The 23,159-nt window shown below is 39.7% G+C and carries 13 protein-coding genes; 9 read left to right on the forward strand and 4 right to left on the reverse strand.

What is annotated here, in order from left to right; all coding sequences use genetic code 11:
• Positions 1–42: 42 nt before the first annotated feature.
• From addB to IHV10_RS04260, 4 genes are read left to right on the forward strand one after another with little or no spacing between them, the layout of a single operon-like run.
• Entirely contained in the window at positions 43–3,546 is a 3,504-nt protein-coding gene (gene addB / locus IHV10_RS04245; protein ID WP_197127466.1) for a helicase-exonuclease AddAB subunit AddB, read from the forward strand.
• A complete protein-coding gene (gene addA / locus IHV10_RS04250) occupies positions 3,543–7,283 on the forward strand; it encodes a helicase-exonuclease AddAB subunit AddA (RefSeq protein WP_197127467.1) in 3,741 nt (1,246 codons plus the stop codon). Before addB ends, addA begins: the two co-directional genes overlap by 4 nt.
• A gap of 11 nt (positions 7,284–7,294) precedes the next feature.
• A complete protein-coding gene (locus tag IHV10_RS04255) occupies positions 7,295–8,476 on the forward strand; it encodes a metallophosphoesterase family protein (protein WP_197127468.1) in 1,182 nt (393 codons plus the stop codon).
• The gene (locus IHV10_RS04260) at positions 8,473–11,874 is read left to right on the forward strand and encodes an AAA family ATPase (RefSeq protein WP_197127469.1); all 3,402 of its coding nucleotides are present in this window, start codon (positions 8,473–8,475) and stop codon (positions 11,872–11,874) included. The genes IHV10_RS04255 and IHV10_RS04260 overlap by 4 nt, the downstream gene beginning before the upstream one ends.
• A gap of 36 nt (positions 11,875–11,910) precedes the next feature.
• On the opposite strand, the gene IHV10_RS04265 is transcribed toward IHV10_RS04260, so the two are convergent.
• Genes IHV10_RS04265 through IHV10_RS04275 form a run of 3 tightly spaced genes read right to left on the reverse strand, consistent with a single transcriptional unit; the run spans position 11,911 to position 15,715 of the window.
• Positions 11,911–13,038 (reverse strand): Ger(x)C family spore germination protein, encoded by a 1,128-nt coding sequence (locus IHV10_RS04265; protein ID WP_197127470.1) that lies wholly within the window; start codon positions 13,036–13,038, stop codon positions 11,911–11,913.
• Positions 13,035–14,132, reverse strand: a complete 1,098-nt coding sequence (locus IHV10_RS04270) for a GerAB/ArcD/ProY family transporter (RefSeq protein ID WP_197127471.1) — start codon at positions 14,130–14,132, stop codon at positions 13,035–13,037. The genes IHV10_RS04265 and IHV10_RS04270 overlap by 4 nt, the downstream gene beginning before the upstream one ends.
• Positions 14,129–15,715: a spore germination protein gene (locus IHV10_RS04275; RefSeq protein WP_197127472.1), complete on the reverse strand. Its 1,587-nt coding sequence runs from the start codon at positions 15,713–15,715 to the stop codon at positions 14,129–14,131. Before IHV10_RS04275 ends, IHV10_RS04270 begins: the two co-directional genes overlap by 4 nt.
• Positions 15,716–15,877: 162 nt before the next feature.
• Here IHV10_RS04275 and IHV10_RS04280 point away from each other — a divergent pair, with 162 nt between their 5' ends.
• Together IHV10_RS04280 and IHV10_RS04285 are read left to right on the forward strand one after the other, a co-directional pair.
• Positions 15,878–16,549 (forward strand): hypothetical protein, encoded by a 672-nt coding sequence (locus IHV10_RS04280; RefSeq protein WP_197127473.1) that lies wholly within the window; start codon positions 15,878–15,880, stop codon positions 16,547–16,549.
• Between the two features lie 15 nt (positions 16,550–16,564).
• Positions 16,565–17,638: an efflux RND transporter periplasmic adaptor subunit gene (locus IHV10_RS04285; protein WP_197127474.1), complete on the forward strand. Its 1,074-nt coding sequence runs from the start codon at positions 16,565–16,567 to the stop codon at positions 17,636–17,638.
• A 308-nt stretch (positions 17,639–17,946) separates the two neighbouring features.
• On the opposite strand, the gene IHV10_RS04290 is transcribed toward IHV10_RS04285, so the two are convergent.
• Positions 17,947–19,701 carry a B12-binding domain-containing radical SAM protein gene (locus IHV10_RS04290; protein ID WP_197127475.1) on the reverse strand — a complete coding sequence of 585 codons (1,755 nt, stop codon included), beginning with the start codon at positions 19,699–19,701 and terminating at the stop codon, positions 17,947–17,949.
• A 195-nt stretch (positions 19,702–19,896) separates the two neighbouring features.
• On the opposite strand from IHV10_RS04290, the gene IHV10_RS04295 reads away from it, so the two are divergent.
• Genes IHV10_RS04295 through IHV10_RS04305 form a run of 3 tightly spaced genes read left to right on the forward strand, consistent with a single transcriptional unit; the run spans position 19,897 to position 23,061 of the window.
• Positions 19,897–20,781, forward strand: coding sequence for a fumarylacetoacetate hydrolase family protein (locus IHV10_RS04295; RefSeq protein WP_197127476.1), 885 nt, complete (start codon positions 19,897–19,899; stop codon positions 20,779–20,781).
• Positions 20,782–20,817: 36 nt separating this feature from the next.
• On the forward strand, positions 20,818–22,242 hold the full coding sequence (locus IHV10_RS04300) for an NAD-dependent succinate-semialdehyde dehydrogenase (protein WP_197127477.1): 1,425 nt from the start codon (positions 20,818–20,820) through the stop codon (positions 22,240–22,242).
• Between the two features lie 30 nt (positions 22,243–22,272).
• Positions 22,273–23,061, forward strand: a complete 789-nt coding sequence (locus IHV10_RS04305; RefSeq protein WP_197127478.1) for an SDR family oxidoreductase — start codon at positions 22,273–22,275, stop codon at positions 23,059–23,061.
• Positions 23,062–23,159 lie beyond the last annotated feature (98 nt).

Consider the following 23,159-nt stretch of genomic DNA (forward strand, 5'->3'; position numbering starts at 1 on the left):
TAATGAAGTTAGAATTCAAGTGCGGAACAGGGGATGAACATAATGAGTTTGCAATTTATTTTGGGACGATCCGGCAGCGGAAAGTCCCACTCTGTATTTAAGGAGATCCAAAGAGAACTTACAGAACGTCCTTCAGGAAATCCGATCATCTATCTTGTACCAGATCAGATGACCTTTCAATCGGAGTATAAGCTTGCATCAACGCCAGAATTATCCGGAATGATGCGTGCACAAGTCTTTAGTTTTTCAAGGCTTGCTTGGCGTATTCTTGGTGAGACCGGTGGTTTGACAAGAATGCACATCACATCTACTGGAATAAGAATGATGCTTCGGAAAATCGTCGAGCATAAAAAAGAAGATCTTAAAATCTTTCGAAAAGCCTCTGAACAAAGTGGTTTTTACGAATTACTTGAGTTGATGACTACAGAACTTAAACGATATTGTGTTAGTGCAGAAGATCTTTCGTGGAATGCTGAAACACTGCTTTCTCTCGGTCAAAAAGAAAATAATAAAAAAGTGCTTCAGGATAAATTATCAGATCTGAGTGTCATTTCGAGCTCCTTGGATGAGGCACTGATTGGGAAGTATGTAGATTCAGAAGATTATTTACGTTTGCTTCAAGCAAAGATTCCTTTATCCGAGAGCATTAAAGAAAGTGAAATTTACATAGATGGATTTCATTCGTTTACTCCACAAGAACTTGAAGTTATAGCGGGATTACTGGCACACGCCAAAAAAGTGACCATTGCACTCACTGTCGATGAATCTTTTACTATGGAGTCAGAACCTCATGAGCTAGATTTGTTTTATATGACGAAAAAGACGGCTCAGACGCTAACAGCACAGGCCAAAGAACTTGGTGTATTCGTTGAGGAACCAATCTATCTTCATGAAAAGCCTAAGTATAATTCAAGTGCTATCGCTCATATCGAAGAGCAGTATGATCGAAGGCCGGCCATACCATCTTCCAAACATGAAGGTGTTGGAGTAGCGGCAGCTGTAAATGTTCGGTCTGAAGTTGAAGGAGCGGCAAGGAAAATCGCAGAACTCGTTCGTGACCACGGATATAGGTATCGCGATATCGCAGTTACAGTCCGAAATGCTGGTAGTTATCAAACACTGATTGAAACGGTATTTACAGATTATGAGATACCTGTTTTTCTTGATCAAAAAAAATCTATGCTTCACCATCCACTGATTGAGCTTATACGTTCTTCACTAGATATTGTCTTAAAGAATTGGCGCTATGAAGCAGTTTTTCGAGCTGTTAAAACAGATATGCTCTATCCGCTTGATGAGATAAGAAAAACGACTTCTGAGATGAGGCGTTGTATGGATGAACTTGAAAATTATGTGTTAGCACTTGGTATTCAAGGCAGAAGGTGGACAGATCCTAAACCTTGGAAGTATAAAAGATTTAGAGGATTCGAAGCAGAAGATTTTGGAAAGACAACTCGTGATGATGAAAAAGAACAGCTGATCAACGATATGCGGGACATGATTGTATCTCCTTTGAGTCGTTTATCTAAAAACCTATCAAACAGCAAAAATATCATCCAATATTGTAAAAGTCTTTATCAGTATCTTGAGGATTTAAATGTACCGATGAAACTTGAACGCTTGAGACTTCATGCGGAATCAGCAGGTAAATTACGGTCAGCATCTGAACATGGCCAAGTTTGGAATGCGGTTCTGGGTCTCCTCGATGAGATGGTAGAGTTGACTGGTGAGGAAGAACTTTCTAAAGAAACGTGGATGCAAATGCTTGAAACAGGGCTAGAGAGTCTTAAATTTGCACTTGTTCCTCCTTCTCTCGATCAAGTACTAGTAGGAACGATGGAAAGATCTCGTTTTACGGATGTAAAAGTGAATTTTGTTCTTGGCGTAAACGATGGAATCATTCCGTTAAAACCTAAGGACGATGGATTGCTTTCAGAAGATGAAAGAGAGGCTCTGGATCGAAACGGTGTGGTGCTAGCACCGACGGCACGCAGAAAGCTGCTTGATGAACAGTTTATGATCTATTTGGCTTTAACGAATGCTAGTGATCATCTGTTTGTTTCATATGCCCTAGCAGACGAGGAAGGGAAAACGATGCAGCCTTCTATGGTCATACAGCGATTGCATGATCTTTTCCCAGATTTAAAGGAAGAACTATATCAAAATGAACCAGCTTTACAAAACGATTTGGATTTTGTGCAGCATCCAATAAAGAGTGTATCTTTTTTAAGTACGCAGCTCAGAGAATGGAAAAAAGGTTATCCGATCTCTTCCGTTTGGTGGGATGTATACAATTGGGTCGTCAGAGACAAGGATTATGATTTCTATGCAAAGCGAGCTCTGTCTTCTCTCTTCTATTTTAATAGAGAAGCACCTCTCAGTTCATCTGTATCAAGAGATCTTTATGGTGATAAGATTTTAACGAGCATCTCGAGAATGGAGCTTTTCCAATCATGTCCATTCTCTCAGTTCATGTCGTATGGTCTGAAGCTTAAAGAACGGCAAATGTACAAACTTGAAGCTCCAGATATCGGACAGCTTTTTCATGCTGCGTTAAAACAGATGAATGATTCGCTTCAGCAGAGAAGCGTAGCCTGGAGTGATCTTTCAAAAGGGGACTGTTATCGTTTGGCAGGAGATATTGTAGAACTCTTGGCACCACAGCTTCAACATGAGATTCTGTTAAGTTCTAATAGACATCTTTATATCAAGAAAAAGCTAAAAGAAGTAGTCGGAAAAGCTTCTCACATATTAAGTCAGCACGCAAAGGCGAGCGGGTTCACTCCTGCAGGTCTTGAACTAGCATTTGCTTCTGGTGCAACATTGCCGCCATTAACGTATAAATTACCGAATGGAACGACTATGGAAGTTATCGGACGTATCGATCGTGTTGATACAGCAAAAAGTTCAAAAGGACTTCTTATGCGCGTGATTGATTATAAATCAAGCTCAACTGGTCTCAACTTGGCAGAGCTGTATCATGGAATTGCTCTGCAGATGCTGACTTATCTAGACGTTGCAGTCACACATTCAGAAAGCTGGCTTGGTGAAAAGTCCGTTCCAGCAGGCGTTCTGTATTTCCATGTACACAACCCACTATTGAATCAAAAGAAACTGCTTAGTGTGGAAGAAATCGAAAAAGAAGTGTTAAAGAAGTTTAAGATGAAAGGTTTAGTACTTGCTGAAGAAGAGGCCGTTCAACTTATGGACAGTACAATGGATAAGCGTTCTTCTATCATTCCAGTCGCTCTAACTCAAAAAGGATTTCATAAGTCACATTCCTCGATCGCCTCAAGTGAGCAGTTTAACACGATGCGTAATCATGCGCGGAAGATGGCTGTAACGAGTGGAGAAGGAATTACAAACGGAGTGATCGATATCTCTCCATATGAGATGAAGAAAAAAACACCATGTACGTTCTGTTCATATAAGCCTGTTTGTCAGTTTGATCAAACCCTTGAAGAGAATCAATACCGTCAACTTCGTTCAGAAAAAGATGACGTCATCCTAGAAAAAATGCATCAGGAAGGAGGAACTGTCAATTGAAGACTTTAATCCCAAAACCAGAAGGTGCCACATGGACGGATGAACAGTGGCAGGCGATTCAAGCCAGAGGAGAAAACGTTCTCGTTGCTGCAGCAGCTGGATCAGGAAAAACGGCCGTCCTTGTCGAACGAATCATCACGATGATACGTGAAAAGATTGCTGATGTAGATCGGTTGCTTATCGTTACGTTCACAAACGCTGCTGCTGCTGAAATGAGAAAAAGAATTGGAGAAGCAATCGATAAAGAGCTGTCTTTAAATCCTTCATCTCTACACTTAAGAAGGCAGCTGAATTTATTAAACAAAGCATCGATCTCTACTCTTCATTCTTTTTGTATTGAGGTGCTTCGTAAACACTATTACGAAACGAATCTCGATCCTGGCTTTCGTGTAGCAGAAGAAACAGAAGCAGAACTTATTCGCCAAGAAGTGATAGAAGATTTATTTGAAGAAGAGTATAGCAAGGGAGAAGACCATATTTTCTACCAAGTGGTCGATGCTTATAGTTCTGACCGAAATGATATAGAACTGCAAAAACTGATCTTATCGCTCTATGATTTCGCTCGAAGTCATCCTGATCCGAGTGGATGGCTAGACCAGATGGCGGAAACTTATCAAGTCCAAGCTACTTCAATAGACGACCTACCTTGGACAAAGGAGCTTCTTTTCGATACATCGGTTCAAATAGAAGGGCTACGTTCGCTGGCGCTCAGAGCGATAGAGCTCAGCCAGCTTTCAGGGGGACCTCTCGCATATGCAGAAACACTACAGGAAGATCTTGTCTTCATCGAACGATTACTTCATGCAAAATGTAGTTGGAATGAGCTTTATGAGGAATTCCAATCTTATGATCCTCCAAAATTAAAAGCCATCCGCGGGAAAGATGTAGATGAAGAACTGAAGAATAAAGTAAAAGCGATGAGAGACAGCATCAAAAAACGGACGAGCGCATTAAAAGAAGAATATTTTGAAAGACATCCAGATTCGTATATCGTTCATATTGAAGAGATGGCTCCTGTAGTTAAAGAACTTTCATCCTTGGTGAAAAAGTTTGGGGAACGTTATTTGGAAGCAAAGCAGGAAAAGTCTCTTGTTGATTTTGGTGATCTTGAGCATTATTGCCTTGGAGTTTTAAAAGGTGTAGGGTCTACGATGGATGCACCGGTTCCATCAGAAGCGGCTCTAGAATATCGCGAAAGATTTGTAGAGGTACTAGTCGATGAGTATCAAGATACGAATTTTGTTCAAGAATCCATTGTACGCCTAGTATCAAAGGATGAGGAAGCAGGAAACATGTTCATGGTAGGTGATGTAAAGCAATCCATCTATCGATTCAGACTAGCAGAACCACTTCTTTTCTTAAGCAAGTACAAGCAGTTTACGAAAGAAGGCGGCAAAGGCTTGCGTATTGACCTTGCCAAAAACTTTAGAAGTCGAAATGGAATACTTCAAGCAACAAACTATTTGTTCAGACAGATCATGAACGAAACAGTAGGAGAGATTGAGTACAACGATGATGCTGAATTAAAGCTTGGTGCTACTTATTATCCGGAGCAAGAGGGCAATGAGCCAGAACTTCTTCTAATTAATAAAAGTCAGCCTGTAACAGATGAAGATGGCCTTGAGAGTGGAGAAGTAGAGAAGTCTGAGCTTGAAACCGTTCAGTTAGAGGCAAGAGTCATCGCTGAAAAAATAAAACAGATCATTGGAACAGCGGGTAATTCTCCTCATCTCGTTCTTGATAAACATACGAAAAAATTACGTCCTGCAAAATACAAAGACATTGTCATGTTGTTTCGTGCAACCTCCGTATGGGCACCAGTCATACTAGAAGAGTTTAAACAGCAAGGAATACCAGCGTATGCTGAACTTTCAACTGGCTATTTTGATGCGACGGAAATTCATGTCATGATGTCACTATTAAAAGTGATCGATAACCCAATGCAAGATATTCCGCTTGCCGCCGTTCTTCGTTCCCCGCTCGTAGGAATAACAGGTGAAGAACTTGCAGTGATCAGATTAAAACAAAAGCAAGATAATTATTTAGGAGCCGTAGAACTGTATCGTTCAGAAGGAGAAAACGCAGAGCTTCAAGGGAAGGTCTCTACGTTTTTAGACCAGCTGGAAAAGTGGCGTCATCAAGCGCGTCAAGGGTCTCTTTCTGATCTGATCTGGGACATCTACCGTGAAACCGGGTATTTTGATTACGTAGGCGGATTAACCGGTGGAAAACAACGTCAAGCAAACTTAAGAGCACTATATGATCGTGCGAAGATGTATGAAAGTACATCATTTAGAGGGCTTTTCCGCTTTCTTCATTTTATTGAAAGAATGCAGGAACGAGGCAAAGATCTAGGAGCGGCAAGAGCGCTAGGTGAGCAAGAAGATGTAGTTCGTGTAATGACGATTCATAAAAGTAAAGGTCTAGAGTTTCCAATCGTTTTCGTTGGAGGCATTAACAAACAGTTTAATACAAGAGATCTGAACGAAAAAGTTCTTCTTCATAAAGAACTCGGACTAGGAACTCAATATATAAATCCCGAGTACCGAATCGCTTATCCCACATTGCCAAAGCTTGCGATCGCTGGAAGAAAGAAAATGGAATTGATCTCAGAAGAGATGCGTGTACTATATGTCGCTCTTACACGCGCTAAAGAAAAATTGTATTTAGTCGGCACAGTAAATGATATTGAAAAATCTGTGGATGCATGGAGCGATTCTCTTTATGAAGAGAGCTGGATTCTACCAGACTTTGAAAGAGCTGGTGTGAAAAGTTATCTCGATTGGATCGGGAGAGCAGTCATCCGCCATAAGAATGCAGACCCTCTCCTATCCCTTCTTGGAACAGGTGAAAGAGGTAGAGGTGAAGTTTATCTGGATGAAACAGATTGGAAGATTACCGTCCTGCAAGCGAGTCAATATGAAGAGTTGAAAGTTGAAGAGAAAGAAAAACAAGAAGAACTGCTGAATCGTCTAGAGAACTATGAAACGGTGAATCTTGTTACGAATGATTTTGATGAAGTTAAGCGGCGACTGGAATGGAATTATACACATAAACACTCAACATATACCCGTTCTAAACAATCTGTTACAGAAATTAAAAAACAATATCAAGCCGATGAGTATAGTTCTACCGAATTAGTAAAAGCGGCCCAACAAGCTATACATGAGCGGCCAAAATTTATGCAGGAAGAACAGTTGAACGCTGCTGAAGTTGGAACAGCCATGCATATGGTCATGCAGCATGTTGACTTTAGAATACCAGCTACACTAGATTCTCTTCAAAACCAACTTGCAGAAATGGAAACGAAAGAGCTGCTTACAAGAGAACAAGCTCAATACATCCAGCTTCCACAAATCCAGGAGTTTATGGAAGGACCACTTGGCGAGAGAATCAAAGAGAACGAGAATTTAAAAAGAGAAATTCCGTTTAGTATAGCGCTCCCGATATCAGAGATTCAAAGAGAGTGGACCGGCGAAGAAGAATATGTTCTCGTACAAGGTGTTATTGACTGTCTCATTGAAGAGGAAGACGGTTATATACTGATTGATTATAAAACAGACAAAATCACGAACCGCTTTACAAATGGCTTTACAGGAGCAAGAGACATCCTGTTCAACCGTTACGAGTTGCAGCTCAATTTGTACGCAAAGGCTATTGAAAGAATATTAAAGAAGCCTGTTAAAGAAAGTTATCTTTACTTTTTTGATGGTGGACACATTCTTCAAGTGAAATAAGGAGGGATAGGATGCGATTACTTCATACGGCTGACTGGCATCTTGGGCGCTCATTAGAAGGACGAAGCAGACTTCAGGAACAACAAGATTTTTTAGACGAACTAATAGAGATCGTACAGCGTGAAAAAATAGATGCGGTATTAATGGCGGGAGATGTTTTTGATACGGTAAATCCTCCAGCTGCGGCAGAGCAAATGTTTTATGATGCACTGTCACGGATCAATAGAAAAGGAGAATGCCCATTTATCGCGATAGCGGGAAACCATGATCATCCAGAGAGACTAGCAGCATCTTTCCCGCTTTTAAGAGAACTGGGCATAACGCTAGTAGGTCTTCCAACGTTAGACCTTCAACGTGTCCCGATAAAGAGAACGGGAGAAATGCTAGAAATCGCAGCATTACCTTATCCTTCTGAATCAAGGCTGAAAATGCTTTTGAGTGAATCAGCTGAAGAATTAGATGTTAGAACCCAATACGATGATTGGGTAGACTCTTATTTTAAGAAGATCACATCTCAATTTAGCCCAGGAAATGTGAATGTTGCCATGAGTCATCTTTATGTAGCAGGAAGCAAGGAGACTGACTCTGAGCGCCCTGTACATATTGGTGGTGCTTATACGGTTGCTGCTGAAAGCCTTCCGAGTGCCGCACAATACGTGGCATTAGGCCATCTGCATCGTCCACAGCGAATTAAACGAGCAAAAACAGACGCAAGGTATTCAGGTTCTCCACTTTCTTATAGTTTCTCAGAAAGCGGTCAAGCAAAATCCGTATCCATTATTGACGTGCAACCAAACGGTATAGCAGAGGTAGAAGAGATTCATTTACGTGCAGGAAAACCACTTGTAGCATGGGAAGCTAGAAATGGTGTGTCAGAGGTTTTTCAAGGAATTCAAGATGGAATGTATCATAATTGCTGGATTGATCTATCCGTACATGTTCAAGATGCACTGTCGATGGAAGAGATTCAACGGCTAAGAAAAGCACATGATGGTATTGTTCATATCAAACCTGTGTTTCAAGAAAGATTCGGAGAACAAATTGCGGTATCCGCTCAAAAACTACCTGTAGATGAACTATTTACAACGTTTTATGAGCGACAGACAGGTGGAGCGGTTCCTGACAATGAGTTGATCTCCTTATTTCTTGATCTTGTTGGAGAAGAGGAAACAGAAGGAGAGGAACGCGAATGAGACCTATATCATTAACCGTTTCAGGCTTGCAAAGTTTTCGAGAAGCACAATCCGTTCCTTTTCATGAGCTTTGTTCTGGCGGAGTCTTCGGTATCTTTGGACCGACCGGTAGTGGGAAGTCCACGATTCTTGACGCGGTGACACTTGCTCTATACGGGAAAGTTGAGCGTGCAGCTGGTGGAACACACGGAATTATGAACCAGGCCGAAGATAAACTGTCTGTTTCGTTTACTTTTCAATTAGGTGAAGGTACTCAGCAAAAAGAATATAGCGTTGAACGTACGTTTAAAAGAAGTGGCGAACATTCCATTCGAACAAGTACGTGCAGATTAATTGAAACCGTGGATCATGAATCTGTCGTTCATGCAGACAAAGAACGGGATGTTACACGTCTTGTGCAAGAGCTGATCGGTCTAACAATCGATGATTTCACGCGTGCAGTCGTGTTGCCTCAAGGTAAGTTTGCTGAATTTTTATCGCTAAAAGGTGCGGATAGAAGGCAGATGCTGCAACGGTTGTTTCAGCTTGAAAAATACGGAGATAAACTGAATCAAAAGTTAAAGAAGCGGTCGGATGAACAAAAAAATCGCTTAAATGAAATCACTGCTGAGCAAACGGGTCTAGGAGAAGCTTCCTTAGAAACTCTTCAGCAGGCAACCGTTTATCTGAAGGAAAATGAAAAAAAGTTAGAACAGATATCCAAAAAGTACAAAGAAAAAGAAGAGAACCTCAAAAAGCTTGAGGTGTATTGGGATGCTCAAGTTCAAAATGAAAAGCTGATCCAAGAGAGGAACGAACTGAAGAAACTGGAAATCCCTATGGGACGTGTTCAAGGGAATCTAAAGAAAGCTATTTCTGCAGACAAAATTTATCCTTATGCAAACGAATGGAAGCATTCGCTCACAGATGAGAAAAAAATCCGTGGAGAGCAAGAGGAACTAAAAAGACAAACTGAAAAGCTTAAAACCATTCTTGAAGAGCTTGAAGAGAAATATGAATCAGCCAAGAAGGCAATCAATCAGGAAGAGCCTGTTCTTATCGAAAAAAGAAGTGGCTTAAAAGAAGCGGTTGACTGGGAAAAGGATCTTGATAGAAAAAATGAATTTTTGCAAAACGAAACCCAAAAGCATAAACAATTAGTGACATTGTACGAAAAATGCGAAAAAGCTGAGTATGATGCCACGCAAGTACTTAAGCGTGGGAAGGATAAACAATCTGCGTTAAAGAAAGAATTGTCTCAAATTGAAATAACACAAAAAGACCGGACTAAATTTCAACAAGCCATCTTGCTAAATCAACGATTAGAAGATGTTCACGATGAAGAGAAAAAGATACAAAAAGAAATCTCCTTTTCAGAAACTGAAATGATTTCTGCAGAAAAAACAAAAAAACAGATCAGTTCAACAATAGCTGACAGTTACGATGCAGGAAAGAAACTGCTGAAACATATTCAAGATATGTATGCAGAAGTGGCAGAAGCTCTGCGTTCGAATGAAATGGTCTCAAAAAATTTAAAGGCTAACCTTCGTGAATTGAAAAACGAACAAGAAAAAATGAGGATCAACCATTTAGCTGCACAGCTTTCTGCAGAATTAAAAGAGAACGAGCCGTGCTCTGTATGTGGTTCAACAACCCATCCTTCACCGAACCGAATGCATGAGACTTTTGAACATGATAACGAGCGTATTCAAGAATTAGAAGAAGCGAATGAAAGTCTGAAAGAGCATTATCATGTGCTAAAACATCTTAGTGAAGGACTTGAAAAGGATTCCCAAACGCTATGGAAAAAGCTAAATCTTGCTGAAGCGGAAATTGCAGCAGCAGATCAGAGTATGACTTTGGTGGAGAAAGAAAATATCAGCGTGTTTTCTTTGGAACAATTCAAGGATCATGTAACGAGAGTAAAAGGTATTCAGCAAGATAAGCTTCAAGTGGAAGAACGCATGCAGAAGTTATTGTCCAAATTAGAAGAAGATCAAAAACAATATGAACGGATTTCTATTTCTGTTGAAAATAGTGAAGAGACAACGAACAAGTTAAGTCAACAGCTTTCTTTGATATCAACAAAAATGGAACAGATTCATTCGGAATGGAAGCAATCTGAGATACCTTTTTCATCAACAGAGCTGAAAGAGCAGCTAGAAATTTTTCAGCAAAAAGAAAGTCGTCATGCGGAAATCGTAAAAAGCTTGAACATTGCGGAAGAATTTCTAGAAACACAAACGAAAAAAATGGAATCTGCCAAAGAGCAAAAATCTGAGTTGAAGATGAGTTTATCGGTCTCTTCTAATCAACAAGAGATGCTTCAAAAAGAAATTCAAAATTTAAAAGAAAAGTTATATAACAGAGTAGGCAATGAAAAAGTTCAAAAAGTTCTTGTAGAAACACAGAATGAGTTGCAGAATCTGAAGACAGCATACATTGATTCAGAACGGGAGTATGACATTGCGAAGAAGCAATATGTAGAAAGTGATAAAGTATACCATTCTTCTGTTCAACGGATGAATGATGCTGTATCAAGAGTAGAAAAAGCAAAACAAGAATGGAACAAACAGTTAAGAAAGTCAGATTTCCAATCGTATGAAGACTTTGAAAACTGTTTGAAAGATGAGCAAGTTCAGATGGAATGGGAAAAGCAGATAGCGGATTACCATGATCGGTGTAAATCAAATGCTTTGGCTTTAGAAGCGATAAAAGAAAAGCTCCCTGAGGAGATTCTTTCAGATCAACATGTTGAATCTGCGAGAAGCCAACTATTAAGTCTCAAGCAAGAAATGAATCATACGCATGAGGCTGTTGGTGAAGCGCGACAAAGATATATGATGATTGAGAAAAATCATAAACGTTTCAACGAGTTGGAAAAGGAAAAGAAAAAGGTTTCTAACTTATTAGAGCAATTAGGTAAGCTTCAAGTTGTATTCCGTGGAAATGCTTTTGTTGAATTTATGGCCGAAGAGCAGCTGCATCTTGTAACACGCGATGCATCTGGCAGACTCGCAAAACTTACTCGTGGACGATATGCGATCGAAGTAGATTCAGCGGGTGGTTTTGTTATCCGGGATGATGCTAACGGAGGAATCAAACGCCCCGTAACCTCTTTATCTGGTGGAGAAACCTTTTTAACATCACTCGCACTCGCGCTTTCGCTTTCTGCTCAGATTCAATTAAGAGGAAAGTTTCCTCTTCAGTTTTTCTTCCTAGACGAAGGATTTGGCACACTTGACCAAGAGCTGCTAGATACAGTTGTAACTGCGTTAGAAAAAGTTAGGATGGAAAACTTTTCGATCGGAGTAATATCTCACGTTCCTGAGTTGAAAGCAAGATTAACGAAACGACTGATCGTCGAACCTGCTGAACCTTCTGGCAGAGGAACTCGGGTTAAATTAGATCAGTTATAAAAAGGATGCAGGGCGTTTAAGCCTTGCATCCTTTTATTATTCGATAATTCCATGACCGATGACTTTTACCTTAACTGAAGCGGTATAATCGATGTTTGGATACTCTTTGTTCCAATCTAATTTTTTCCATGTTGGGTTGTGAAATGCAATTAGCTTTCTGCCAACGCCGAATGTATCGCTGTTCATGTCTTGTAGTTTTTTAATAATGATGTTAGCATCTTTTGTTAGTGATTTGGTCAACGCGTTTTCGATATTTTGTATTTTCTTTTTTGAAGTAAGGTTATCTCCAGGGTACTCTGTAATAACTACTTTCATATTGAGTTTAATATGAGCAGATATCTTATCATCAGGTGAAACATTTACATTGAAGGTTCGTTTATTTCTCTTCACTTTTATCGAAGCGTAGTTCAGAATTTTGTCCTTATGTTTATCGGAAATCTTTTTTGTCAAAGACATAGAGATCGTCTTCTGTTTTCCGGTAAGCAACGTAAACAATACCGCCTCAGCACCATGCATCTTACCTACCATCTCATAACCATGAAAAATTGCGATTCCATTTACTGAAACGGCATTCTTTTTGGGAACAAGATAAGGTAAAGCAAAATCCTGACCAGGATCAAACATTACTGGACATACGGTCTGAATGTTTTCCGCTGGCACTGTTGAAGCACCTTCTGCAGCACGAATTGATTCACTCAGATACTTACCAATTCCTATGGAGGATTTTGTTTCTTCAAACCTTGCACTGATCACATCTGATGCCTTGCCTTTCGCTACTGCTATCCGAGCATTAAGAGCTGACTTTGGATCTCGATAGAAGACATCTAAAATGTGATAAATGTCCTTCTTTGCTGCCTCTTCTCCGAACACGACAATTAGGTTCTTAGAAGCTTCCACTCTTTCGGAAACCTTTCTATCTAAACGTATTCGACTTTGTCTTGCCGTATTTCCCTTAGCGGAAAATATCTCATTAAATACTTTCCCGGTCCCAGTGTCAGCACTCATTGCCTGCGGTACAGCAGCGGTTGTCTTGATCTTACCATCCTTCGTATAATCAAAACCTGCAGCTCGGATCAGCTTCGATTCGTTAAGCTGTGCTTGATCCCAGCAACCTGATAACAATACTAGGCAAGAAAAGAAAAGGAGTAATTTTTTAAGTATCATGTTGAAGCAGCTCCTTTTTCTTTTCTTTTCCGGATAATGGCAATGAACAATAATAATATTGGGAGTAGAGCTGAAAAGATCATTGCCGTCATTCCGATTGTCTTGGACCACATTTGGACATCTAACTTACTTCCTGGTATTGATGCTATTAAAGCACATATGATTCCTACATATGGTGCGGCAGATTTGTGATGGTGAAGCTTAAATAAGGTCTGAACACCTTTTGCCGTAAAGAATAGATAACTGATCAAAGACGTTGTAACAGAAACGATCCATATCGTTAAAAAGATTAAGTCAGTACGTTCCAAGAATTTAAAAGAGAACGCTTTTAACATATAAAGGACTGGTTCCGGTACGATAACAATCTCTGCAGGGTTAAAGAATATATAAGTTGTAAATGTTACAAAGCAATAAAAAAGTGTAACACATAGTGAGGTATACGACATCGCTTTTAGCTTACTAGTAGACTTTCCTTCCGTATAAGCTAAAAAGACTAAAGCGGTATCAAAGCCAAGTAAGGCGATCAACGCATCAGTAGAAGTAGAGATAATGGTTTTAATACCAGTTGCCCCTACTGGAAAAGCGTAAAGAAGATGTACATCTGTATACGCGTAACCAACAAAGAAAAATAAGATGAGTAACAATGGTGAACAGAGCATTAAAAATCTCGCAATTTCTCTTGCTGTACATGTAATACAATAAACACAAGTAAGAGCTAGGATAATGATGACTATGAATCGCGGCGTCTGAAAAAATATCCATTTTGATACAATGTTATTATAGAGAATTAAAATTACGATACATACTGAGAACAGATGAACGATAAAAAGAATATTTAATAGTAAACCGAGTTTAGTGCCTAAGATCTTAGGCATAAAATCAAAGATTGTCTGTTTTGGATACATCTCGCAGAGCTTCCAAATCGCAAGGATGGAAAACTGTATAAAGATACCTGCTAACAGTAGAGAAATCCATCCATCTGTTTTTGCTTTAGCAAACAACGTGTATGGTAGTGAAAGGACTCCGACTCCGATCTGGGATTGTATGAGAACAAAGAACAGCTGTCTATGAGTAATTGTATGGCTGCTATTCATTGTTTTTCCCACTTTCTAGTGTGATTATCTTCGTCTTTCTTTAACGGCCTAATATCTTCAGGTCGGGAGTTCATTTTGAAAAAGGGTAAACGAATGATTGTATCCTTTAAGTCTCCCATTCTAAAAGGCGCAAGTGGTGCGAAATACGGTGTTCCAAAAGAATAGAGACGACATAGATGAAAGAACATAATGATCAAACCAAAAATAATACCTAGAAACCCGAAAGTTGCAGCAGCTACCATGAAAGGAAAACGTAGTAAACGAACAGCTAAGCTCATCTCGTTTGAAGGTACGGTATAGGCAGCGATTGCCGTTGTAGCCACAACGATAATCATTAGGTTCGAGATCAGCCCGGCTTTAACTACCGAATCTCCAATAACTAAACCACCAACAATGGCAATGGTAGAACCAATTCTTGTAGGCAGACGGATTGCTGCTTCACGGATTAATTCAATCGTCAGCTCCATCACTAACGCTTCAAATAATGGTGGGTAAGGTATATTCTCTAGTGAACTCTTCATCAACAATACTAACGCAGATGGGATGACTTCAAAATGGAAGGAAACGACGGCAATATAAAAAGCCGGGAGTCCTATGGCAATGTAAAAGCTAAACAATCGGATCAGTCTATAAAAGCTTCCTAACATCCAGCGTTTATTATAATCATCTGGTGTTTGATAAAAGACAAAAAAGTTCACGGGAGCAATGTTTACAGTTGGTGAACTGTCATACAATAATGCTATTCTTCCTTCCATAAGGTTTGCAGCAACACGGTCAGGCCGCTCTGTACTTAAGGTTTGTGGAAACAGACTAAATGTTTTATCTTCTATGCTCTCCTCAATATTTCCAGGAGTCATAACAGCGTCAGCTTCTATTGAATTGATTCTTCTTTCCATCTCATGAAGTAGTTCTGGATTGGCGATATCCGACATATAAAGCATGGCTACATTCGTATGTGTCTCTTTACCAACTTTTAAGTATTTAACAACCAACTTTTGACTCTTCAGCCGTTTCCTAATAAGAGCGATGTTCGTAGACATACTCTCTATAAAACCTTCGTGAGAACCGCGAATAACAGCCTCGTTATCTGGTTCGGAAATGTCTCGTTCTGTTTTAATCGGTGTGAATACTGAATAATAACAGGTCGTATCCTTTGTAAATATAATCGTATAAGATTGTAAAAGTAACTCTTCTATATTTGTAAAGTCTGTTTGTTTCCTAAAATCAATATTTATTACTTTTTCAAATGTGCTAAGATCAATATCTTTGTCCAATTCAAACAAAGGATTAAGAATCAAATCCTGAATTTTTTGTTTATCGATGATAGAATCTAAAAATATTAAAGCAACGTCACTCTTATCAGAGGGCATTTCAATCCAATGCGTCTGCAAATCTTGTGATGAAGAAAAACTCTCCTCAATTTCAGCTAACAGTTGATTTATTGTCTTATTTTGATTGTTGCTTTTCTCCTGTTCAAACTGTGAATTTTGAGATGAATTTGTTCTAGCGGATGGATTAGGCTCTTGGTGTTTTTCTGTACTTTTTTGTTCTAGTAATTTTTTTGGTTTTTTAAAGAAAGTCATGATGAACATCATCCCGATTCGCAATAATTTGGTTTAGTTTTTGCTACCCTAATTTATTTATGCGGATAAGGTACTATTTTTCAAAAATGAGTCAGAAATTGTCATTATGAGTAAAAAATTGTGATAACATAGACAGAGATAAAGAGAGAAGGGGGCGGCACCATGACAGGAAGGGCACAATTTATTCCTGCTTTAACTAAGCCGAATACATATTTTGCGTTTTATAATGAATGGAAAGATAAAGAGGGTTTTTGGATCCGTTTTTTTGCTATATTAGTTGCTAGCGGGTTGCTGCATGCACTTTCTTTTTTTGCAGCGTTTCCATCGTTCAAAACTATTTCTTTTGTAGAAACAGCTAAACTAAGTGGAGCGGAACTTGAGCTCTTGCGATACCTTATCGCTTTAGTAGGTGGTGCTTGGGGATTGATCGTACCATTCATAGTAATAAATTCAGGAGCATTATTTTTGTATGTTTTTTTTCGGGACATCGGATATAAAGCACTTTTTTATGTAATGACAGCGGTATATCTTTTATTTATTCTCGGGCTGCTATTCGAACTACCGATCCAGTTTGTAACAGGTGCTGAAGAAGTAGTTCAGCCTTTAGGGTTCGGTTTTGCTGGTGTACTATTCTTTAAGCATGGATTTTGGCAAGAATGTTTAAACGCCATCAATATCTTTACAATCTGGGGTTCTGTTGTTTTGTATTTTGCACTTCGACAATTATCGTTTAAAGAAAAGAATTACTGCCTGATTGTTACACTAGGATTTTTTGTTGTTTTCATTTTATTATCTTCACTATACGCTGCATTAACTAGTGGACAGCTGGTTTAAGGAGGAGACAAGCTTATGAATAAACTAAAATGGGTTGCTGCAGCTATTATAGTCATCCTCCTTGTCGTGATGAACATCGTGATTTTCGATAAAAAGGAATCAGCCGCAGTTGAAGCACCTAGAGTTGAAATGGGTCTATCTACACAGAAAGATTTTACAAAAAAACACGAAACAACAGGTGTTGCTCAGTCAAAGAACACATTTGAGATTTTTGAAAATGCATCACTAGGCTCGATTAAAGAAATAATGGTATCGAAGGGGGAGACCGTTACATCTGGTCAAACTTTAATTACATATGAAAATGCAGAGATTGAAAAAGAACTTCGCAACTTGAAACGAGACCAAGAAGCAGCAGATGTTCGAAGCAGCCATTATTCTGGACAAATAAGTGAATGGAAAAGTGAACTCTCGGATTTTGATGAAGAAAAAGACAGCAAAGATGCTAAAGTACTTCTTCAAGAAAAATTAGCAGAAGCTGAGTTACAAAATGAGTTAGCTGAAAACGAAAGTTCCGTCTTATCAGATGAAATATCAGATCTAGAAAAACAGCTTGATGATCTTAGTGTAAAAAGTCCGGCTGACGGTGTAGTTTCAGAATTAAATGGTGTAGGCGATGATGAACCACTTCTATCCATTGTAGGGCAAGGAAACTTTGAACTTGTTGCTGACATCGATCAGAAAATGGCTTCTCTCGTGAAGACAGGAGACTCAGTTCTAATCAAGTCCAACGGTGAAAAGATGATGAAGGGTACTGTTCAAACTGTATTACCAGCTGATCAGAATAATTTTAAGTTAACCGTTCTCGTAGAGGATGAAGCGGCTTGGGTTGAAGGACAAACTGCTCAGATCATCGTAACAGAAAAACTTGCAGAAGAAGCGATTACTGTGCCAAAACAAGCAATCTTAAAAGATGATGGGAAAACGTATGTGTTAACGATTATGAAAAACAAATTGTATAAGCTGAAGGTTTCAGCCGGTCTTGAGCAAAAGGGTACTGTTCAGATTACCAAAGGACTTAAAAAGGGTCAGGTTGTCGTACTTAATCCTTCGCCTGTTTTTGTTTCAGGGCAGCCGGTCTTAAAGAAGTAATTGCTATTTAGATCTTAAATTTTTACCAATAAAAAACAAGTGGGATTACACTAGTGTTACGTTTTATAAGAAGAAAAAGGGTTTCGCAAGTCTATTACTTGCGAAACCCTTGTTTTTTTACTTAGCTTTTTTTAGTTCGTGTCTTTAATCTTTTTCGTGCTAACTTTTAGGGATTGGAGTGGAAGGGTACTGACTCCTGCGGGACAAGTGGGACAGGTGAGACCACTAAAGGCGTGTAGCGACAGGGGGCTCACCGCCCGCCCCGCGGAAAGCATGTACCCTGTAACGGAGATCCCCGCTTTCACAATTTACGAATTTTTTGTTAGCAATGACTTTTTAGATGTTGTGAACACTTTTGTTGATTGTTGCTTAGGATCAAACAACGCAATAAGTAAGAAATTTTTCTCCCCTTGTGGCACTAGTTGATCTGATAATGGATCAATCGCTGTTTCTGTGACAAAAGCGTGTTTATGCATATCTTTTTCAGAAAGAGCTGGAAAGCCATCGATCATTTCCGGGTATTGAGCGAGCAGCGAAAGCACTCTAGATGTTTCTTCTTTGTTCTGTGTGTTCTCCCACCATGGTTTACGAGGTTTGAACTGTTGTCTTTCTAAATAATCAAGCTTCATCAGGCTTTCAGCAACAGGAAGTGCATGTGGTGCAGCTTCCGTTAAGAATGCGATCAAGCGCGTGTATAAGTCTTCTAATTGATGGCCGATTCTTGACCAACCGCGCGTTTCCCAATAAGTCCCGAATTCTTGGAAGAAATCAAAAGGCGATTGGAATACATGGTGTATCAGGTATTTAACGGTATGATCCATTCGATGGTCGTTCCAATATTTTTCTAATACGTCTTCAACTTGTTTGATACGGATAATCTCATCAAACGTTAAAACGTTGTTTCCTAAGATCTCATATGGAGAATGATCCATATATACATAATCATGTTGTTCGGCTGTTAATCGTAGTCCTGTACCTCTTAACATCTTTAAGAAACCTAACTGAACTTCTTCGATGCCAAAAGCGAATACATCGTTAAATGTCTTTCTGAACGAGTTGTAATCTTCCTCAGGCAAACCAGCGATTAAATCTAGATGCTGAACGATCTTCCCGCCATCGCGGACAGTTGTTACGGTACGAGTCAGCTTTTCAAAATTCTGTCTGCGTTGTACCAATTCGTTTACAGCGTCGTTTGTTGACTGAACACCGATTTCAAAACGGAACAAACCTTTTGGAGCATGTTCATTTAAATAATCGATGACTTCGGGTCTCATGATATCTGCTGTGATCTCAAACTGAAAAACAACTCCTGGTCTTCTGTTTTCTATTAAGAATGAGAACATATCGAGTGCATAGTCTCTGCGAATGTTAAACGTTCTGTCTACAAACTTAATAATCTTTGCACCGTTGTCCATTAAGAAGATCAGATCGTCTTTAACGAGTTTTGGATCAAAATATCGAACACCAACTTCAATCGAAGACAAGCAAAACGCACATGAATAGGGACAGCCGCGGCTTGTTTCAAAATAAGTGATCCTTTTTGATAGTGACTGGATATCTTCTTCGAAGCGGAAAGGTGATGGTACGGCCTTTAAGTCCAGTTTTTCACGCGGACCATTAATCTTTGGCTTTCCGTCTTTTCGATAAGCAAGGCCAGCTACGGAATCAAATCCAGCACCGTTCTGAATTTGAGTCAACAAATGCTTAAATGTTTCCTCCCCTTCATTAACAACGATAAAATCCACTTCTGGAATGCTCTCGAGCCAATGCGCCACATCGTAAGATACTTCAGGTCCACCTAAAACGATTTTCGTTTCTGGCTTGATCTTTTTAAACATCTGAATTACTTTTATCGTCTCTTCAATGTTCCAAATATAGCAGCTGAATCCGAGAACATCAGGCTCTTGGCTGTAAAGATCAGTCACGATATTAAGAGAAGGATCCTTGATCGTGAACTCTCGAATCGTCACAGGGAAATCAGGCTCGCTATAGGCCTTTAAATAGCGCAGCGCAAGACACGTGTGTATATATTTAGCATTTAACGTACTTAGTACAGTTTTCATAATTTGATAACCTCATTACTGTTACCCATTCAATTGGGCGTTTTAGATGACAAACTATTTTACCATATTTTAAAAAGAATCAAAAATGAGTATTGTGTTTTCATACAGCAAATTTCTTTACGGTACAAAGTCAGAACCTATATAGTAGTAATAATTACTTTGTAAGCGTTTGTTAAAAAGGAGGAATTCGTTATTGTGAAATGGGTTACAGCTGTTAGGAATGAAAAGACGTTTATAGGCATCGTAAAAGAAGAAAAGGTATTCAATTTAACAGCACTTGCTAAGAGCAGTGATGTGAAGTTTCCATCAACATTAATTGAAGCTATTTCACTTGGAGAATCAGTTTTTGAGCAAGTCGAGACTTTGATTCATTCTGATTCTGCACAGAACCATACATATGAGTTAAATGAAGTCCAGTTAAAATCACCTATCCCGCGTCCAAGGAAAAATGTATTCTGTATCGGGAAAAATTATCGCGATCATGCGATAGAGATGGGAAGCGAAGCAGACATTCCTGAAGATATCATGGTATTTTCAAAAGCTCCTACATCTGTGATCGGTCATGGAGATGGTATTCCAAATCACTCGTCTATAACCAATCAGCTTGACTATGAAGGTGAACTTGCCATAATTATCGGCAAAACGGGTACAGGTATAAAGAAAGAGAACGCGATGGATCACATTTTCGGCTATACCATCATCAACGATATTACAGCACGGGATCTTCAGAAGAAGCATAAGCAATTTTTGCTCGGGAAAAGTTTGAATGGAACTTGCCCGATGGGTCCATGGATCGTTCATCATTCTGATGTACCAAACCCGGAAAACCTATCGATCGTTACAAAAGTAAACGGAGAAGTAAGGCAGAACGGAAACACATCTGATTTTATCTTTGATATACCGACGATGATCACAGAGCTTTCAAAAGGCATGACGCTTGAAGCGGGAGATATTATCGCGACAGGTACCCCTGCTGGAGTAGGTAAAGGAATGAAGCCGCCTGTTTTTTTAAAGCCTGGAGATTCTATTGAGATTACAATTGAAGGAATCGGGACGCTTCGTAATGAAATAGTAGATTGAAGTCGAATTAACTAGTTACATAGAGGAGGAATTCACATGGAAAAGCTGCTTTATATTAACGGTTCATGGACAGGAGATTCTCTCGAAAAAATAGAGGTTTACAACCCTGCTAACGGTGAAGTGGTAGGAACTGTGGCATCTTGTGGAAAAGAAGAAACAGATGCTGCAATTGATGCAGCTCACAAAGCATTTCCGAGCTGGTCTAAGTTAACAGCTTATGAACGCGCAGACTATCTTATGAAACTGCATGACTTAATGATCGAACAAAAAGAAGAATTAGCAGAATTAATGACGCTTGAGATGGGAAAACCGTTAAAAGAATCAATAGGTGAAGTGATGTATGCTGCATCTTTCATCAAATGGTACGCAGAAGAGGGTAAGCGGATCTACGGCCGTACGATTCCTTCAAGTGCAGAAAACAAGAGAATGCAAGTTTTACGTCAGCCTGTTGGGGTCGTTGCGGCCATCACGCCATGGAACTTCCCAGCAGCAATGATCACTAGAAAGCTCGGTCCAGCGCTAGCTGCAGGCTGTACGTTCATTGTGAAGCCACCAAAAGAAACACCATTAACTGCGATTAAATTAGTAGAATTAGCCGATCAAGCAGGCTTTCCAAAAGGCGTAATCAATCTCGTAACAGGATCATCTTCTGTGATCGGCAAAGCGATTATGGATTCAGAGAAAGTTAGAAAAGTTACCTTTACCGGCTCTACAGAGATCGGTAAGAAATTGATCGAGCAAAGTGCCGCAACTGTAAAGAACGTTTCTATGGAACTTGGAGGTCATGCTCCAGCAGTTGTACTAGAGGATGCAGACATAAAAAAAGCAGTAGCTGGAATTGTAGCTTCTAAGTTTCGTAACGCAGGTCAAACGTGTATTTGTATCAATCGAGTATACGTGCAAGAAAGTGTTTATGAAGAGTTTGTAGAACGAGTAGCTGCTGAAGCAAAGAAACTAAAAGTAGGAAACGGTTTAGAAGAAGGTACAGATATCGGTCCGATCATCAACAAAGACGGATATGAAAAAATCTCCGAGCACGTGGAAAATGCTGTTTCAAATGGTGCAGAGTGTGTAACAGGCGGAAAAGGAAGAGCAGATAACGGTGGGTATTATTACGAGCCGACAGTCTTAAAGAATGTTTCACAAGATATGCTGATCATGAATGAAGAAACGTTCGGTCCAGTCATTCCAATTCACAAGATCAGCAGTGTTGAAGAAGGTATTCGTCTCGCAAACACGAGTCCGTTTGGTTTAGCGGCATATGTTTATACAGAAAGCATGTCCAAAGGAACTCAAGTTGTTGAAGGACTAGATTATGGAATCATCGGCTGGAACGATGGTGTTCCTTCCGCTGCACAAGCACCGTTCGGAGGTATGAAAGAGAGCGGTCTTGGACGTGAAGGTGGCGTAGAAGGTATGGAAGCTTATCTGGAAACGAAGTACGTAAGTTTCGTATTGTAAAATCTCTCTAAGAAACCAGGTGATTGTGATATGGATCTAGGATTAAAAGGAAAAAATGTACTCGTCCTTGCTTCAAGTAAAGGGCTCGGAAAAGCTTGTGCATTGGAATTTGCCCGTGAAGGTGCGAACGTGATGTTGACAAGCCGAGATGCAGATCAGCTTTCTCTGACTGCAGAAGAGATAAAGCGTGAAACAGGTACGGATGTTCATTATAAAAAATGTGACATCACACAGCGTAATGAGATCGATGAACTCGTTGCAGCTGCCGTAGAGAAGTTTGGCAGTGTGGACGTGCTTGTGAACAATGCAGGTGGTCCTCCTGCTGGTAATTTTAATGATTTTGAGGATGAGCATTGGCAGGGAGCATTTGAGTTAACGTTACTGAGCCTTGTACGTACCGTTCGAGCCGTTACGCCTAATATGATTAAAAACGGAGGAGGACGCATCGTAAATATCGCTTCTTCGTCTTTTAAACAACCAATCGACGGACTCATCTTATCAAATACTTTTCGAACAGCGATTAATGGATTATCAAAGAGTCTTTCACAAGAGCTAGGGAAAGATGGCATTCTGATTAATACCATCGGACCTGGACGCATCGGAACAGATCGAGTAGGTGAATTAGATCAGATGATGGCTGATAAAAAAGGAGTTTCTGCTGAAGACGTTAGAACTTCCATGGAAAGCGGAATTCCACTTGGAAGATACGGTAAACCTGCGGAATTTGCTAAGATGGTCGTATTCCTGTGCTCAGATGCAAACACGTATATAACAGGGCAGTCACTGCTGATCGATGGCGGTATGGTGAAAGCACTATAAAGGGAAGAAGCAGCTCATGGCTGCTTCTTTTTTTGAGTTAAGTGAGGGGTATCAGTTCCAGTACAGATGTCGATATTTGCAGACTCGTGGATAAACAG

Source organism: Fictibacillus sp. 5RED26, from assembly GCF_015903895.1.
Taxonomy (GTDB): Bacteria; Bacillota; Bacilli; order Bacillales; family Fictibacillaceae; genus Fictibacillus; species Fictibacillus phosphorivorans.